The organism is Bradyrhizobium tunisiense, from assembly GCF_042263385.1.
GTDB lineage: Bacteria > Pseudomonadota > Alphaproteobacteria > Rhizobiales > Xanthobacteraceae > Bradyrhizobium > Bradyrhizobium tunisiense.
The window spans coordinates 682,369-696,311 of sequence record NZ_JBHLEV010000003.1; the positions used below are offsets into that span (position 1 = coordinate 682,369).

Genomic DNA, 13,943 nt, shown 5'->3' on the forward strand with positions numbered 1-13,943 from the left:
GCGCCTTCAGCAGAAGTGCTTACCGAATTTGCCTGAGCGTGCGGCTCTGAATGAGCGCGCACAATGCTTTCCGGCTATCCCCTGAGTGAGATTATTCATGCCTCGCGACAGCGACAAAGACAACGATTCCCGCGGCCGGCGAGGCCCTCCCAAGGGATCGCCCAAGGGACCACCGAAGGGACCACCGAAGGGCCGGTCCGGCAAGCCGCGTGGCCCCGAGAAGAAATTCGCCAAGCGCGGCCCCGAGGGCAGGAGCGACGCCCGCCCGCCTCGTGGCGACCGCGACAGCCGCCCGCCTCGCGCTGATCGTGGCGACCGTCCGTTCCGCCGCCGCGAGGAGGGCGATGCCCCGCGCCGCGACTTCGGCGACCGTCCGAAATTCAAGCGCGACGACCGCGGTGGTGAGGGGCGCGGCGAGCGCAGCTTCAAGCCGCGTGGCGACCGTCCCTTCAAGCCGCGTGAAGACCGTCCGTTCTCCGATCGCTCCTCGCGCGACGGCGAGAAGCGGCCCTTCAAGCCGCGTAGTGATCGCCCGTCTTTTGGCCGTGACGATCGTCCGCCGCGTCGGGATCGCGATGAGTCCCGCCCCGCCGGCCGGAGCAGCGATCGCAAGTTTGGCGACAAGAAGCCCTACGCGTCGCGTGGCGATCGTCCCGAGCGCAAGTTCGACGGCGAGCGGAAGTTTTCGCGTGGCGGGCCGGATCGCGAACGCGACCGGGGGGATCGCGGGCCCCGCGAGGATCGTGGCGAGCGCAGCTTCAAGCCGCGCGGCGACCGTCCGAAATTCGACCGCGGTGATCGCGCGCCGCGCGGTGATCGCCCGGAGCGCAAGTTCGACGGCGAGCGAAAGTTTTCGCGTGGTGCACCGGAACGCGACCGTGGGGATCGCGGGCCGCGCAAGGATTTTGGCGGTCGTGACCGCGGCGAGGACAAGCCCTGGCAGAAGCGCGACGACCGTCGCGATGGTGGCCGCGGCGAAGATCGTCCGCGCTTTTCGCGCTCGCGCGACGACCGTCCCTCGGGTGATCGTCCGTTCCGGGACCGTCCGAAATTCGATCGTCCGCGCGAGCGATCGGAAGGCCGTTCCGACTGGCACGACCATCCGCGCAGCGAAGGCCGTTTCGGCGATCGCCCGCGCCGTGAAAACGAGGACGAGAGCAGGATCTTCGAGAAGCGTCCGGCCTTCGGCGGCCGCGGCGCCTATCGCCAGCGCGACCGCGATTTCGAGGGGCGGCCCCGTCGCGAAGAGGCGCCGAAGCCGAAGAAGGCCGGCGAGCGCATCGCCAAGGCGTTGGCGCGTGCGGGGCTTGCCTCGCGCCGCGACGCCGAGGAGATGGTCACGCAGGGCCGCGTCAGCGTCAACGGTCGGGTCATCAACTCGCCCGCGCTCGACATCACCAAGAACGACGTGGTCCTGGTCGACGGCAAGCCGTTGCCGGAGCGAGAGCGCACACGCCTGTTCCTCTATCACAAGCCGCGCGGGCTGATGACCACGCATGACGATCCCGAGGGGCGTCCGACCGTGTTCGACAATCTGCCGGAAGGCCTGCCGCGGCTGATCAGCGTCGGCCGGCTCGACTTCAACACCGAAGGCCTCTTGCTGCTCACCAATGACGGCGGGCTCGCGCGCACGCTCGAGCTGCCCGACACCGGCTGGCTGCGCCGCTACCGCGTTCGCGCCCATGGCGAGGTCACCCAGGCGCAGCTCGACGAGCTCAAGAATGGCATCGAGGTCGAGGGCGTCAAATACGGCCCGATCGAAGCGACGCTGGAGCGCGACCAGGGCGCCAATGTCTGGTTGGTATTTGCGATCCGCGAAGGCAAGAACCGCGAGGTGCGCAACGTCTGCGCCCATCTCGGGCTCGAGGTGAACCGGCTGATCCGCGTCTCCTATGGTCCGTTCCAGCTCGGCGAAGTCCCCGAAGGCCAGGTCGAGGAGATCAAGTCGCGGGTGCTGCGCGACCAGCTCGGCGACAAGGTGATCGAGAAGTCGGGGGCGCAGTTCGACGTGCCGCAGAAGTCCGCTTCGAGTGATGACGATGCGCCGCGTGAGAAGAAGCCCGTCAGCAAGCGCGGCGTGATCAACGACCGCAAGGGCCGCCGCGTGCTGGTGCAGCGCACCGGGAGCGAAGAGGCGCGCGAGCGCAACGAGGAAGAGGCCAGCGGCTACGGCCCGCCGCGCCGTCCCAAGCGCGGCTATCACGGCAAGCGCGATCTGATGCCGCGGGAGGACTGACGTTGCGCGTCGTCGGCGGTCGCTTGAAGGGGCGCAATCTCGCCTCGCCGTCCTCGCGCGACATCCGCCCGACGGCGGACCGCTTGCGCGAGTCCGTGTTCAATATCCTCGCGCACGCCTATGACGATCCGATTTCCGACGCGCGCGTACTCGATCTCTTCGCCGGCACCGGCGCTCTCGGCATCGAAGCATCCTCGCGCGGCGCGAAGTTCGTGCTGTTCGTCGACAATGGCGCTGAGGCGCGGGCCCTGCTGCGCAACAACGTCGAGACGCTGGGCTTAGGTGGCGTCACCAAGGTCTATCGCCGTGATGCGACCGATCTCGGGCCTGCGCATCCGGTCGAGCCGTTTTCGCTGGTATTCCTCGATCCGCCCTATGGCAAGGGCTTTGCGGAGAAGGCGCTGGCGTCCCTGCGCGATGGCGGCTGGCTGACGCCGGGCGCGCTGCTGGTGGTGGAAGAGGCCAAGGCCGCGCAGTTCGTGACGCCGGAGGGATACGAGGAATTGGAGCGTCGGGCGTATGACGATACGGAGTTCGTGTTTTTGAAGAGGCCGTAGGGCCGTGCTGCCGTAGGGTGGGCAAAGGCGCAACGCGCCGTGCCCACGATCTCTGCATGATGGAGACAGGTGGTGGGCGCGCTTCGCTTTGCCCACCCTACGGCACCTTCGCCACGGCACCATCACCTCCGCCCGAACAGCTTCTCCACATCGCTCAGCTTCAGCTCGACATAGGTCGGTCGCCCGTGATTGCACTGGCCGGAGTTCGGGGTGTCCTCCATCTCGCGGAGCAGGGCGTTCATCTCCTCGGGCCGCAAGCGGCGGCCGGCGCGCACCGAGCCGTGGCAGGCCATGGTGGCCGCGACGTGCATCAGGCGGCGCTCCAGTGGCAATGCCTCGTCCCATTCGGCCATGTGCTCGGAGAGATCGCGCAAGAGCCCGCCGGCATTGGTCTTGCCGAGCAGCGAGGGCGTCTCGCGCACGGCGACTGCGCCGGGGCCGAAGGATTCGATGGCGAGGCCGAACGAAGCCAACTCCTCGCTGCGATCCAGGAGGCGCTCCACCGTCGCCTCGTCCATCTCGACGATCTCGGGAATGAGGAGGATTTGCCGCTGCACGCCGTTCGCGGCCAGCGAGGCCTTCAGCCGCTCATAGACGATGCGCTCGTGCGCGGCATGCTGGTCGACGATGATGAGGCCGTCGCGGGTCTGCGAGACGATGTAGGTCTCGTGGATCTGCGTGCGCGCCGCGCCGAGCGGCCGGTCGACGAGGTCAGCCACAGGCTGCGTCTCGAACCGCACGTCAGCACTGGGCGCGCCAACGTCGAAAGCGGCTTGCGCGCGCTCGGCGAAGGCAGGCGCCGCGCCGCCTTCGAAGGACGGCATCGGCGCGACCGGGGCGGACGGCGAGGCCCGCCAGTCCCAGCTTGCCGGACGCTGTGGCGTGAAGGCGGGGCGGAACGCGGACAGTGCGCTCTCGCCGCTGTTGGCGGCGGTGCGGCGGCCCTCGCGTGCGAGCGCCTCCTTCAATCCGTGCACGATCAATGCGCGGACGAGGCCGGCATTGCGGAAGCGCACCTCGGTCTTGGCCGGATGCACGTTGGCGTCGACCTCGCGCGGATCGAGCGCAACGAACAGCGCCAGCACCGGATGGCGGTCGCGCGGCAGATAGTCGGAATAGGCCGCGCGCACGGCTCCCAGGATCAGCTTGTCGCGCACCGGCCGGCCGTTGACGAAGAGATATTGCCCGAGTGCGTTGGCTTTGGTCAGCGCGGGCGCCGCGGCATAGCCGGCGACGACGATGCCCTCGCGCTCGGCGTGGACCTCGATGGCATGGCTGCGGAATTCCGCGCCCAGGATGTCGCCGAGCCGGGTCAGCCGTCCCGCCGCGCCGGGCAGCGCGGCGGCCCAGGTTACCGGCGCGCGCTCCTCGCCGGCGAGGGTGAAGGCGATATCGGGCCGCGCCATCGCGAGGCGCCGGACCACTTCGCGGATCGCTTCGGCCTCGGTGCGGTCGGTCTTCAGGAACTTCAGCCGTGCCGGTGTCGCATAGAAGAGGTCATTGACCTCGACCCGCGTCCCATGCGCCAGCGCCGCCGGCATGATCTCGGATTTCTCGCCGCCCTCGACCGAGAGCGCCCAGGCATGGGACTCGCTGGCATGGCGCGTCGTGATCGCCAGCCGCGCCACCGAGCCGATCGAGGGCAGCGCCTCGCCGCGGAACCCGAGGGTGCGGATCTGGAGCAAATCCTCGTCGTCGAGTTTCGACGTGGCGTGACGCTCGACCGCAAGCGCGAGATCTTTCGCGGTCATGCCGCCGCCGTCGTCGGTAATGCCGATCCGCCGCCGCCCGCCACCATCGGTGAAGACGTCGATCCGGCTCGCGCCGGCATCGATCGCGTTCTCGACCAGTTCCTTGACCACGCTCGCCGGGCGCTCGACCACCTCGCCGGCGGCGATGCGGTTGACGACCTGTTCTGGCAATTGGCGGACGGGCATGAGGCTCTGACTTCGGCTTGCGATCCGGATTCGCGGACAGCGCTATTCTAGGCCGTGTTGCGTCAAAAGCATGTGTTGGGCAACAGTGGTGTGAGGGCCTGGGGAAGAAGGCTCCCTATCACATTGAAGACATTGGGCGTTCGAGAAAAACGCGCGGTGCAGATGGACCGCCCTTTCGCCGTGGTCGAGATTGTGAGCCGCCGGGCAGCGGTGTAGCATCGTGAAAAAACGGCAACAGGACGGGAGGACGCCATGTGCCATCTCTTCGCGCATCAGCCCCAACGCGATTACGAATCCCAGACCCGGTCTTTGCGGATCGACGGCCATTGCACCTCGATCCGGCTGGAAATGGCGTTCTGGGACACGCTGGAGGAGATCGCGGCCAAGGAGGGCATGAGCCTCGGCAAGTTCCTGACGACGCTCTACAACGAGGTGCTCGACCATCACGGCGAGGTCAATAATTTCGCCTCGCTGCTGCGTTGCTCGTGCTTGATCTATCGATCCAGGAGCATGGCGCCGGTGCAGGATTTCAAGGCCTCGGTTGCGCCCATCCTCGACGCGGCCGAGTAGCCGCGCCACCCTCGATGTCGTCCCGGCGAAAGCCGGGATGCGCAATCCCGCCTCAATGCGTCTCGGCGATCGATGACGCCGACCCTAGATCTCCTTCTTCTGCATCGCGCCCGCGATGTAGTCCGCCTGCCGCATCGCGAGCGCGACGATGGTCAGCGTCGGGTTGCAGGCGGCGCCGCTGGTGAATTGGCTGCCGTCCGAGACGAACAGGTTCTTGACGTCGTGGCTCTGTCCGAACCTGTTGACCACGCCGTCTCGCGGCTTCTCGCTCATCCGGTTGGTGCCGAGATTGTGGGTGCTCGGATAGGGCGGCGTCGGATAGGTTACGGTGGCGCCGACAGCGTCGTAGACCGCGGCGCCCTGCTTGTAGGCGTGCGCGCGCATCGCGATATCGTTAGGATGGTCGTCGAAATGGACGCTCGCGACAGGCTGCCCGAACTTGTCCTTGACGACAGGATCGAGCGTGATCCGGTTGGTCTCCTGCGGCATGTCCTCGCCGACCAGCCACATGCCGGCCATCCTGGGATAGCCGTCGAGCGCTGACGTGAACGGACGGCCCCAGGCGCCCGGGTTGAGGAATGCCGCCATGAACGGCAAGCCGATCGACAGCGTCTCCATCTCGTAGCCGCCGACGAAGCCGCGCTTGGGGTTGTTGGCGGCCTCGTCGCGGATGATGCCGGCCATGGTGGTGCCGCGATACATGTGCACCGATTTCTCGAACACGGCGTAGACGCTGCCCGTCATGTGCCGCATGTAGTTGCGGCCGACCTGGCCCGATGAGTTGCCAAGGCCGTCGGGAAACATGGTCGAGGCGCTGTTGAGCAGCAGCCGCGGGCTTTCGATGGAGTTGCCGGCGACCGCGACGATGCGCGCTTTCTGGCGCTGCATCGCGCCTGCAGCGTCGGCATAGACGACGCCGGTCACCTTGCCGCCGGCATCATGCTCGATCTTGACCGCCATGCTGCCGGGGCGGACCTCGAGATTGCCGGTCGCCTCCCCCTTGGGGATCTCGGTGTAGAGGGTTGACCATTTCGCGCCGGATTTGCAGCCCTGGAAGCAGAAGCCGATCTGCTGGCAGGCGCCGCGCCCGTCGCGCGGCTGGCTGTTGATGGCCATGTTGCCGGTGTGCACGGTCTTGTAGCCGAGCTTCTTCGCGCCGGCTTCGAGCACCTTGAAGTTATTGTTGCCGGGAAGTCCGGGAATGCCGTTGGTGCGGGTCACGCCCATCTTGTTCTCGGCCTTGGCGTACCACGGCTCCATCTCCGCAAGCGTGACCGGCCAGTCCAGGAGATTGGCGCCGGGAAGGTTGCCGTAGGTGCTCTTGACCCTGAACTCGTGCTCGTCGAAACGCAGCGAAGCGCCGGCCCAATGGGTCGTCGAGCCGCCGACCGCCTTGACGATCCAGGCGGGAAGGCCGGAAAAATCCTTGGCGACGCGCCAAGTCCCCGACGTGGTGCGGGCATCGGTCCAGGCGAGCTGGGAGAAACTCTCCCACTCGTCGTTGACGAAGTCGTGGTTCTCGATGCGGGGACCCGCTTCGAGGATGACCACCTTGACGCCCTTCTGCGCGAGTTCGTTGCCCAGCGTGCCGCCACCGGCACCGGAGCCGACGATCACCACAACGCTGGAATCGTTCAGATCGAATTTTGCCATATGCGTTCTCCTGAACCGTTGGGGTGGGTCTCAAGCCTTCGGCAGCCAGTCGATGTCGGCGAAGCCACGGTTGATGTAGCCGCCGTGCTCGGCCGACGATCCCTCGTAGCCGAACCGCGGCCAGACCTCTTTCTGATTGTAGAGCGAGACGATGAGATCGCCGCGGACCTTCTGGAAGAAGTCGCTCTGCTCGATTTCCTTCAGCAGCACGACCCGGTCAGCTTCCCAGGGCACTGCGGCGTAGGCTACCTTGTGGCGGTCCCGCGCGTTTTGGTCGAGCCGCGTGATGCCGTCGCTGATCAGCGACTTGACGGCGGGATCCTTGGCCGCCTTGCCGTCCCACGGCTTGATTGCGGTGATGTAGTAGCTGTCACCGAGAACGTCGTGCGGATAGATGTCGCGCGCGACCTTCAGCAGCGTCTTCATCGTGGCGGGCGAGAGCGCGCTCGCTTCATCGGCCCACGCATCTTCGATGCTGATGGCGACGCTTGTCGCGACTGCAACGACCGGCACGGCGGTTGCCGCGCCCTTGAGGAAAACACGGCGGCTGTGCTTGCTTCGGCGATCGACTTCTCTCATGGCATTCCTCCGTCAATTTTGATCTCATGATTGAATCAGTTGAAACGTCCGCCCCGCTGGATCACCTCGATCTTGTAGCCGTCGGGATCACTGACGAAGAAGAAGCGCGCCAGCGTCCTGCCGTCGTGCTTGAAGTCGCGCAAGGGCCCCGGTGCGAGCTTCTCGCGCTCGAAGCGCGCATGCTCGGCCTCGAGATCCTCCACCACCACGGCGAGATGACCGTAGCCGTCACCGAGCGAGTACGGCTCCTTGCGATCGAAATTCACGGTCAGCTCCACCTCAAACGACGAGGAGGGATGACGCAGATAGATCAGGGCAAAGTCGGAAAACTTCAGATGGTCGGCGACCTCCAGGCCGAAGGCGCGCCTGTAGAAGTCGAGCGAGCGCGCCTCGTCGAGCACGCGGATCATGGAATGAACGGGCTTTGCCATTCAGTTCTGCTCCTTCAGGTAGGTGATGATCGCAGCGCGCGTTTCCGGCTTTGCCTGCCGGTAGACCATGGTCACGCCCGGGATGATTCCTTGCGGATTGGTCAGCCAGGCGTCGAGCTTCGTCTCGTCCCAGGCGAAGTCCGCCTTTGCGAGGCTCTCCGAATAGCGAAAGCCCTCGACCTTGCCGGCAGGCCGGCCCACGATCTTGACCAGCGGCGGACCTTGCCGCACCGGTTCTGACAGGCTCGTGGTGTGGCACACCGCGCATTGCTGCTTGAAGAGTGTCCTGCCATCCGGCGGCTTTGCGGCAGGCAAGGGCATCTGCGCATCGGCAACCCGCACCACCAGCACCATCGCGGTGCACAATCCCAGCACGACTGCGCGCATCGCCAAGAGCTCGCCCATCCAACATCGACATCAGCCTGTGCAAACTCTAGGCGGCGTCAGATGGACGGTGGTAGTAGCGGGCTGTTTTGCCGCGAGCGGAGACGCTCGCGTCGTGTGGGTGTTCCGCGCTGCCATATATGCGGAGCACAATTCCGCGAAACCGCCGTCAAATCCCTAAACGTTCACCACACCATGCGCATTGCATGACGATTGCGCCGCTTGATTTCTTTACGCGATGCGATGGGTCGGCGCAGGCAAGCGGCGTCGGGAACGGCCGAGCCATACATCGCGAAACAATCCAGGAGAAATGGATGAAGTTGGTGAAGTCCTCGATGATCGCATGCGCTCTGTCGGCTCTCGTTGCCGCGCCTGCTCTCGCTCAAAGCGCGCCCCCCACCGCAAAGCCCGGCGGCACCGTGCAGAGCAAACCCATGCAAGGCAGCACGATGGGCAGCGGCGATGAGGAGATGAACGCTCAGCCGGGCGCGGCGGGCGAGAAGACCGGCATGAAGTCGACCAAGGGCACCAAAGGCACGGGCACCACGGGCAGCGCTGCGCACAGGGGAACGGCCGACGATTCCACGACGGGCGGTGCAGCTCCGTCCAAGCGTTACTAATCCCGCCGGGAGAACGGCAAGACTCCGGCCGCCTGTCGGCCGGAGTCCTTCGGCTGCGTCTGCCCAAGCGCGATGCGATCAGGATGAATCGTCATCGCGCTTTGGGTTGTTATTGAACATGATCTTTTTGAAGAACCGCTGCGCACTTTTCCGGATCATGCTTTAGTCGTCGAAGCGACCGCCGCGTCCGGCCTTGACGTCGCCGCGGCGCTTCTTGCCGTCGAGCCGGCGCTGCTTGGAGGCAAAAGTCGGCCGCGTGGCCCGGCGGGGCTTCGGCCGGATCATCGCCTCGGACAGGATCTCGACGAGCCGGTCGATGGCATCCTGCCGGTTGCGCTCCTGGGTCCGAAAGCGCTGGGCGTGGATCACGATCACGCCGTCCTTGGTCATGCGCTGGCCGGCGATGCGGGCGAGCCGAATCGCGGCGTCCTCCGGCAGGGTCAGCTTGCGTGTATCGAAGCGCAACTGGGCCGAGGTCGAGACCTTGTTGACATTCTGCCCGCCCGGGCCGGAGGCGCGGACAAAGCCGATCTCGATGTCGTCCTCGTCGATGACGAGATCGCGGGATATCCGCAGCATGATGGCACCATTCGTGATGCCCGGACATATCGTGGACGTTCACTTTCGGCAATGGCGCATCACCGGAAACGTAAATGGCCGGGCGAGCCCGGCCATTTCAGGAAGACGTACCGAACCTGCGGCCGTCAGTTCGACTTCGTCGCCGGTGCTGTCGCCGGCTGCGCCGCGGCCTGCGGGGCGCGGCCGACGACGACAGTCAGCAGCCCCTGGCCCCACAGGCGCCTGGCGGCGGCTTTGGCGTCGTCCAGCGTCACGGCGTCGATGACGGCGTTGCGCTTCTCGATATAGTCGATCGGCAGCTTGTCCTGCTGGTACTGCAGCAGTGCCTGCGCCAGCTTGGAGGAGGTGTCGAGCGCCAGCATCTGCGAGCCCTTCAGGTAGGACTTGGCCTCGTCGAGTTCCTTCTGGGTCGGGCCTTCCTCGGCGATCCGGCGCACCTCCTTTTCGATGGCATCGATGGTGTCGCCGGCGCGGTCGGCGCGCGTCCCGGTATTGCCGATGAACAACGCCGAATGCTCCATCCAGAGCAGCGCTTCGTACACGGAATAGGCGAGGCCTCGCTTTTCGCGGACCTCGCGATAGAGCCGGGAGGACAATCCACCACCGCCGAGGATGTGGTTGACGACATAGGCTGCCATGAAGTTGGGATCGTTGCGCTTCACCCCGGGGCCGCCGAACGTGATCACGGTCTGCGGCACGTCGAGGGTCACGAAGGCGCGCTGCGGCGGCTTTGCGGCCTCGACGTCGGGGACGGGCGTGAGATTGGCCTTGGCGGGCAGGCTGCCGAAGGTGTGGTCGAGCAGCTTGCCGAGCGTGGCCGGATCGACGTCGCCGACGACCGCGATCTTGAGCCCATCCTTTGCGAGCACGCGGCCCACATAGTCCTTCATGTCGGCGACCGTGATGGTCGGCACGCTGTCGAGGTTGCCGTTGCTCTGCCGGCTATAGGGATGATCGCCGAAGGCGACCTCCAGGAATTTGCGGCTCGCCAGCGATGTCGGGTTTGTGGTCTCGCGGCGCAGGCCCGAGATGACCTGCGAGCGGATGCGCTCGACATCGGCGGGGTTGAAATGCGGCGAGGTCAGCGCGCCCCTGAGCAAGTCGAAAGCCTCGTCCTTGTTGTCGCGCAGCATACGCAGGCTGCCGCGGAAGGTATCGCGGGTGGCGCTGAAGGAGAGCTCGATGGCGCGGCGGTCGAGCCGCTCGTGGAACGTCTTGGAATCGAGATCGCCGGAGCCTTCGTCGAGAAGATCGCCGACCAGATTGGCAACGCCCGATTTGTCCTTGGGATCCTGGGCCGAACCGCCGGCGAAGGAATATTCCATGGCGATCAGCGGCACGGTTGCGTCCTGCACGAACCAGGCCTCGATGCCGCCCGGCGAGACCAGGCGCTGGATCTTTGCGGCTGCATGCGACGGCGAGACCGCAGCGTATGCGAGGGCCGCGCCGGCGACGAAGGACAGCGCGAAATGACGCGCGCGAAGGGGATAGGTCACGAACGCTTCTCCTCGCGCTTGGCGGTGGTGGTGTCCTTGATCAGATAACCCGTCACCGAGCGCTTCTTCTCGAGCCATTTCTGCGCGGCCGCGCGAACCTGCTCGGCGGTGACCGCGCGGATGCGGTCCGGCCAGCTCCTGATGTCCTCGATCGACAGGCCCGTGGTCAGTGCGCCGCCATACCAGCGCGCCAGCACCGCCTGGTTGTCCTGGGCGTAGATCGCTTCCGCAATGAGCTGGGTCTTCACGCGTTCCAGATCCTCGGCGCGGATGGGGTTCTGCGCCACATTGGCGATGACGCCGTCGACCGCCTGCTCGACCTCGGCGAAGCTGACGCCGGGCTTCGGCGCGGCCGAGATCGCGAACTGCGTCGGGTCGAGCGAGATGCTCGAATAGCTGGCGTTGGCGGAGACCGCGAGCGGCTTGTCGACCACGAGCGCGCGGTACAGATAGGAATTGCTGCCGCTGCCCATCAACTGCGCCAGCACGTCGAGGGCGGCGCTCTCACCGGCCGCAGCCGTGGTCGCGGAGGGCACGAGGTAATAGCGCCGCATGCTCGGCTGCTCGACGCGCGGGTCGGCCAGCGTGACGGTGCGCGGCGCGGCCGGCTCGGGCTCCTGCGGACGAACGCGCCGTGCGGGAATTGCGGGCTGCGCCGGGATGGAGCCGAAATTGCGCTCGACCAGCGGGCGGATCTCGGCGGCGTCGACGTCGCCGGCGATCACCAGGATCGCGTTGTTCGGTGCGTAGAAGCGGCGGTAGAAGGCGAGCGCGTCCTCGCGATCCAGCTTCTCGATCTCCTGATGCCAGCCGATCACCGGCCGGCCGTAGGGATGATTGAGATAGAGCGCGGCCATGATCTGCTCGTTCAGCCGCGCGTCCGGGTTGTTGGCGACGCGCATATTGTATTCTTCGAGCACCACGTCGCGCTCGGGCAGCACGTTCTCGTCCTTGAGGATGAGGCCGGTCATGCGGTCGGCCTCGAACTCCATCATGGTCGGCAGCTGCTCTTTCGGCACGCGCTGGTAATAGTTGGTGTAGTCGACCGAGGTCGAGGCGTTCTCGTTGCCGCCGACGCGGAGCACGGTCTGGGAGAATTCACCGGCCGGGTGCTTCGAGGTGCCCTTGAACATCAAATGCTCGAGGAAGTGGGCGAGGCCGGACTTGCCCGGCGTCTCGTCGGCCGAGCCGACCTTGTACCAGATCATCTCCGTGACCACGGGCGTGCGGCGATCCGGGATCACCACGACCTGCATGCCATTGCCGAGCGTGAAGCTGGCGGGCGGAGCCGATGTGACGGTGGTCTGGGCAAGGGCCGCGCCTGACGTCAGGACACTGGTCGAAAGCAGCGCGGCAAGGAGGCAGGCAGCCGATCGTTTTGCGGACATCATGATCCCTAGTGAAAGGCCGAGGTCCGGATGTCGGGCTCGGAGGCACGGCATCGTACACCGTGCGGCTGAGGCTTCGCGTCACGAAGCAGAGAACGCATCAACTCGGGAGCCGAGCCAGCAGCCGAAGCCGCACTAGGGCCGGCAGCCAGCTCCCAGCCCGCCGAAACGCCGGGGCGAAGCAGGAGCCCTATTGCTCCTTCTCCTTGCCGGATAGGACGTCGAAATAGGTTCGCTTCGAATTATCCGGCCCGGAGCCGTAGGCGTAGTTCGACGACGGCGTTTGATATCCCGGCGGCGGCTCTACCAGCGATTGGCGTGGTGGCTCCGCCGTGAACTGCTTTGATTCGGGATCGTTCCCTTTGAACAGCTTCCACAGGCCGCCGGTGTATCCGAGTTGGGCGGGGCTGAGCGTCGGATTAGCGGGGTTACTGCCCGGCTGGGCCGGCTCATTGCTCTGGCGGGACGGCGCGGCCGTCCTGGTGGCGTTCATCTCGCTCGGCGAGAGCGGCCGGCCTGCTTGCCAGCTTTCGGTCGGCTTGTTCGCCTTCTTCCGCGCGGCGATAGCTTCCTTGCGGCGCCTCTCGTCGGGATCTTTCGGCCAGTTGGGTGCGACTGCGGCCTCCGTCGCGGCCGGCGGCGGCAGGTCGAGCTTCGGGGGCACGACCAGCGGCGAGCGCTCGCGGTACTCGATGCCGGGCTTCTCCATGCTCTTGGCGCCGAGGCCGGACATCAGATTGTCGATGAGCTTCTCTTCGAAGGTCATGTCGTCGTCCTCGTCGTCGTCACCAGCGCGGGCGGCGCCGGTCGACATGACGAGACCAATGCCGAGCGCGACAGCGGACAATTTCAACGCCCGCCAGAACCCCGATTGGGGGTCTCGAACCATCGAACCGCTGGTCTTCGAGCTGCGCATTACTGTACCTGTTCCATATTGTGGCAGATTGCCGCTCAAACGCGGCCCAACCCTCGCAAAAGCCGGGTTCCACCTGCCGGTCCGTATCGGCCGGGATCAGGGCGCTTTTGCGGCGGGTACCCCCAGGAAGGAATCATACAATAGCGCCGCCACCCCAGCAACGATCGCCACGTCCGCGAGGTTAAACACATACCAATTATAGGTATTTCCGCCGATCTCGATGTGGAACAGGGCGAAATCGACGACGGCGCCATAGGCCAGGCGGTCGATGCCGTTGCCGATGGCGCCGCCGATGATCAGGCCGAGCGCGATGGTGGCGAGGAGGGTGTGCGAGCGGGCCATCCAGATCGCCAGCGCAACCACGGCGAGGACCTTGACCGCCATCAGCGCGAGCTGCGCCGCCTGGCTGTCGTGCTGGAGCCAGCCGAAGCTGATGCCGATATTCCAGGCCAGCACCAGGTCGAAGAACGGCGTCACCTTCACCACGCCGCGACGGGCAAGGTCGAAGACGTTCAGCAGCCAGAGCTTTGAGGCCTGGTCGGCCACGAGCGTGATCGCGGCCGCGAAGATGCCGGCGCCGAGCGGGGACATGGCGGG

14 protein-coding genes are annotated in these 13,943 nt (G+C 66.0%); 4 read left to right on the forward strand and 10 right to left on the reverse strand.

All coding sequences use genetic code 11. The annotated features are described in order from the left end of the window. Positions 1 to 97 precede the first annotated feature (97 nt). Entirely contained in the window at positions 98 to 2,236 is a 2,139-nt protein-coding gene (locus tag ACFDR6_RS16515; protein ID WP_375858883.1) for a pseudouridine synthase, read from the forward strand. 2 nt (positions 2,237 to 2,238) lie between these two features. Then, the gene (gene rsmD, locus ACFDR6_RS16520) at positions 2,239 to 2,793 is read left to right on the forward strand and encodes a 16S rRNA (guanine(966)-N(2))-methyltransferase RsmD (protein WP_375858884.1); all 555 of its coding nucleotides are present in this window, start codon (positions 2,239 to 2,241) and stop codon (positions 2,791 to 2,793) included. A 122-nt stretch (positions 2,794 to 2,915) separates the two neighbouring features. On the opposite strand, the gene mutL is transcribed toward rsmD, so the two are convergent. Further along, positions 2,916 to 4,730 (reverse strand): DNA mismatch repair endonuclease MutL, encoded by a 1,815-nt coding sequence (mutL, locus tag ACFDR6_RS16525; protein ID WP_375858885.1) that lies wholly within the window; start codon positions 4,728 to 4,730, stop codon positions 2,916 to 2,918. A 252-nt stretch (positions 4,731 to 4,982) separates the two neighbouring features. Between mutL and ACFDR6_RS16530 the strand changes: the two genes are divergently transcribed. After that, a complete protein-coding gene (locus tag ACFDR6_RS16530) occupies positions 4,983 to 5,300 on the forward strand; it encodes a ribbon-helix-helix domain-containing protein (protein WP_212080226.1) in 318 nt (105 codons plus the stop codon). Between the two features lie 84 nt (positions 5,301 to 5,384). Here ACFDR6_RS16530 and ACFDR6_RS16535 read toward each other — a convergent pair whose 3' ends face one another. From ACFDR6_RS16535 to ACFDR6_RS16550, 4 genes are read right to left on the reverse strand one after another with little or no spacing between them, the layout of a single operon-like run. Further along, a complete protein-coding gene (locus ACFDR6_RS16535) occupies positions 5,385 to 6,953 on the reverse strand; it encodes a GMC family oxidoreductase (protein ID WP_212080228.1) in 1,569 nt (522 codons plus the stop codon). Positions 6,954 to 6,983: 30 nt separating this feature from the next. Next, positions 6,984 to 7,532: a gluconate 2-dehydrogenase subunit 3 family protein gene (locus ACFDR6_RS16540; protein WP_317242341.1), complete on the reverse strand. Its 549-nt coding sequence runs from the start codon at positions 7,530 to 7,532 to the stop codon at positions 6,984 to 6,986. Between the two features lie 35 nt (positions 7,533 to 7,567). Then, entirely contained in the window at positions 7,568 to 7,963 is a 396-nt protein-coding gene (locus ACFDR6_RS16545; protein ID WP_212080232.1) for a VOC family protein, read from the reverse strand. After that, on the reverse strand, positions 7,964 to 8,350 hold the full coding sequence (locus ACFDR6_RS16550; RefSeq protein ID WP_212080774.1) for a c-type cytochrome: 387 nt from the start codon (positions 8,348 to 8,350) through the stop codon (positions 7,964 to 7,966). Between the two features lie 311 nt (positions 8,351 to 8,661). On the opposite strand from ACFDR6_RS16550, the gene ACFDR6_RS16555 reads away from it, so the two are divergent. Further along, positions 8,662 to 8,967 (forward strand): hypothetical protein, encoded by a 306-nt coding sequence (locus ACFDR6_RS16555; RefSeq protein ID WP_212080233.1) that lies wholly within the window; start codon positions 8,662 to 8,664, stop codon positions 8,965 to 8,967. A gap of 162 nt (positions 8,968 to 9,129) precedes the next feature. Here ACFDR6_RS16555 and arfB read toward each other — a convergent pair whose 3' ends face one another. The 5 genes from arfB to lspA all read right to left on the reverse strand — a co-directional run bounded on the left by arfB (position 9,130) and on the right by lspA (position 13,937). After that, positions 9,130 to 9,546 (reverse strand): alternative ribosome rescue aminoacyl-tRNA hydrolase ArfB, encoded by a 417-nt coding sequence (gene arfB, locus ACFDR6_RS16560; protein WP_212080235.1) that lies wholly within the window; start codon positions 9,544 to 9,546, stop codon positions 9,130 to 9,132. A gap of 125 nt (positions 9,547 to 9,671) precedes the next feature. Beyond that, positions 9,672 to 11,120 (reverse strand): M16 family metallopeptidase, encoded by a 1,449-nt coding sequence (locus tag ACFDR6_RS16565; protein ID WP_375858886.1) that lies wholly within the window; start codon positions 11,118 to 11,120, stop codon positions 9,672 to 9,674. Then, the gene (locus ACFDR6_RS16570) at positions 11,039 to 12,430 is read right to left on the reverse strand and encodes a M16 family metallopeptidase (RefSeq protein ID WP_212080240.1); all 1,392 of its coding nucleotides are present in this window, start codon (positions 12,428 to 12,430) and stop codon (positions 11,039 to 11,041) included. Before ACFDR6_RS16570 ends, ACFDR6_RS16565 begins: the two co-directional genes overlap by 82 nt. Before the next feature lie 190 nt (positions 12,431 to 12,620). Further along, complete coding sequence (locus tag ACFDR6_RS16575; protein WP_212080241.1) at positions 12,621 to 13,346, reverse strand: hypothetical protein; 726 nt, start codon at positions 13,344 to 13,346, stop codon at positions 12,621 to 12,623. Between the two features lie 96 nt (positions 13,347 to 13,442). After that, a complete protein-coding gene (lspA, locus tag ACFDR6_RS16580) occupies positions 13,443 to 13,937 on the reverse strand; it encodes a signal peptidase II (protein WP_375859126.1) in 495 nt (164 codons plus the stop codon). Positions 13,938 to 13,943 lie beyond the last annotated feature (6 nt).

What these genes read in the sequence shown, in the direction of transcription:
- ACFDR6_RS16515 (WP_375858883.1), top strand. Translation starts at nt 98, where the DNA reads ATGCCTCGCGACAGCGACAAAGACAACGATTCCCGCGGCCGGCGAGGC.
- mutL (WP_375858885.1), bottom strand. Translation starts at nt 4,730, where the DNA reads ATGCCCGTCCGCCAATTGCCAGAACAGGTCGTCAACCGCATCGCCGCC.
- ACFDR6_RS16530 (WP_212080226.1), top strand. Translation starts at nt 4,983, where the DNA reads ATGTGCCATCTCTTCGCGCATCAGCCCCAACGCGATTACGAATCCCAG.
- ACFDR6_RS16535 (WP_212080228.1), bottom strand. Translation starts at nt 6,953, where the DNA reads ATGGCAAAATTCGATCTGAACGATTCCAGCGTTGTGGTGATCGTCGGC.
- ACFDR6_RS16540 (WP_317242341.1), bottom strand. Translation starts at nt 7,532, where the DNA reads ATGAGAGAAGTCGATCGCCGAAGCAAGCACAGCCGCCGTGTTTTCCTC.
- ACFDR6_RS16545 (WP_212080232.1), bottom strand. Translation starts at nt 7,963, where the DNA reads ATGGCAAAGCCCGTTCATTCCATGATCCGCGTGCTCGACGAGGCGCGC.
- ACFDR6_RS16550 (WP_212080774.1), bottom strand. Translation starts at nt 8,350, where the DNA reads ATGCGCGCAGTCGTGCTGGGATTGTGCACCGCGATGGTGCTGGTGGTG.
- ACFDR6_RS16555 (WP_212080233.1), top strand. Translation starts at nt 8,662, where the DNA reads ATGAAGTTGGTGAAGTCCTCGATGATCGCATGCGCTCTGTCGGCTCTC.
- arfB (WP_212080235.1), bottom strand. Translation starts at nt 9,546, where the DNA reads ATGCTGCGGATATCCCGCGATCTCGTCATCGACGAGGACGACATCGAG.
- ACFDR6_RS16565 (WP_375858886.1), bottom strand. Translation starts at nt 11,120, where the DNA reads ATGGCTCGAGAAGAAGCGCTCGGTGACGGGTTATCTGATCAAGGACAC.
- ACFDR6_RS16570 (WP_212080240.1), bottom strand. Translation starts at nt 12,430, where the DNA reads ATGTCCGCAAAACGATCGGCTGCCTGCCTCCTTGCCGCGCTGCTTTCG.
- ACFDR6_RS16575 (WP_212080241.1), bottom strand. Translation starts at nt 13,346, where the DNA reads ATGCGCAGCTCGAAGACCAGCGGTTCGATGGTTCGAGACCCCCAATCG.
- lspA (WP_375859126.1), bottom strand. Translation starts at nt 13,937, where the DNA reads ATGTCCCCGCTCGGCGCCGGCATCTTCGCGGCCGCGATCACGCTCGTG.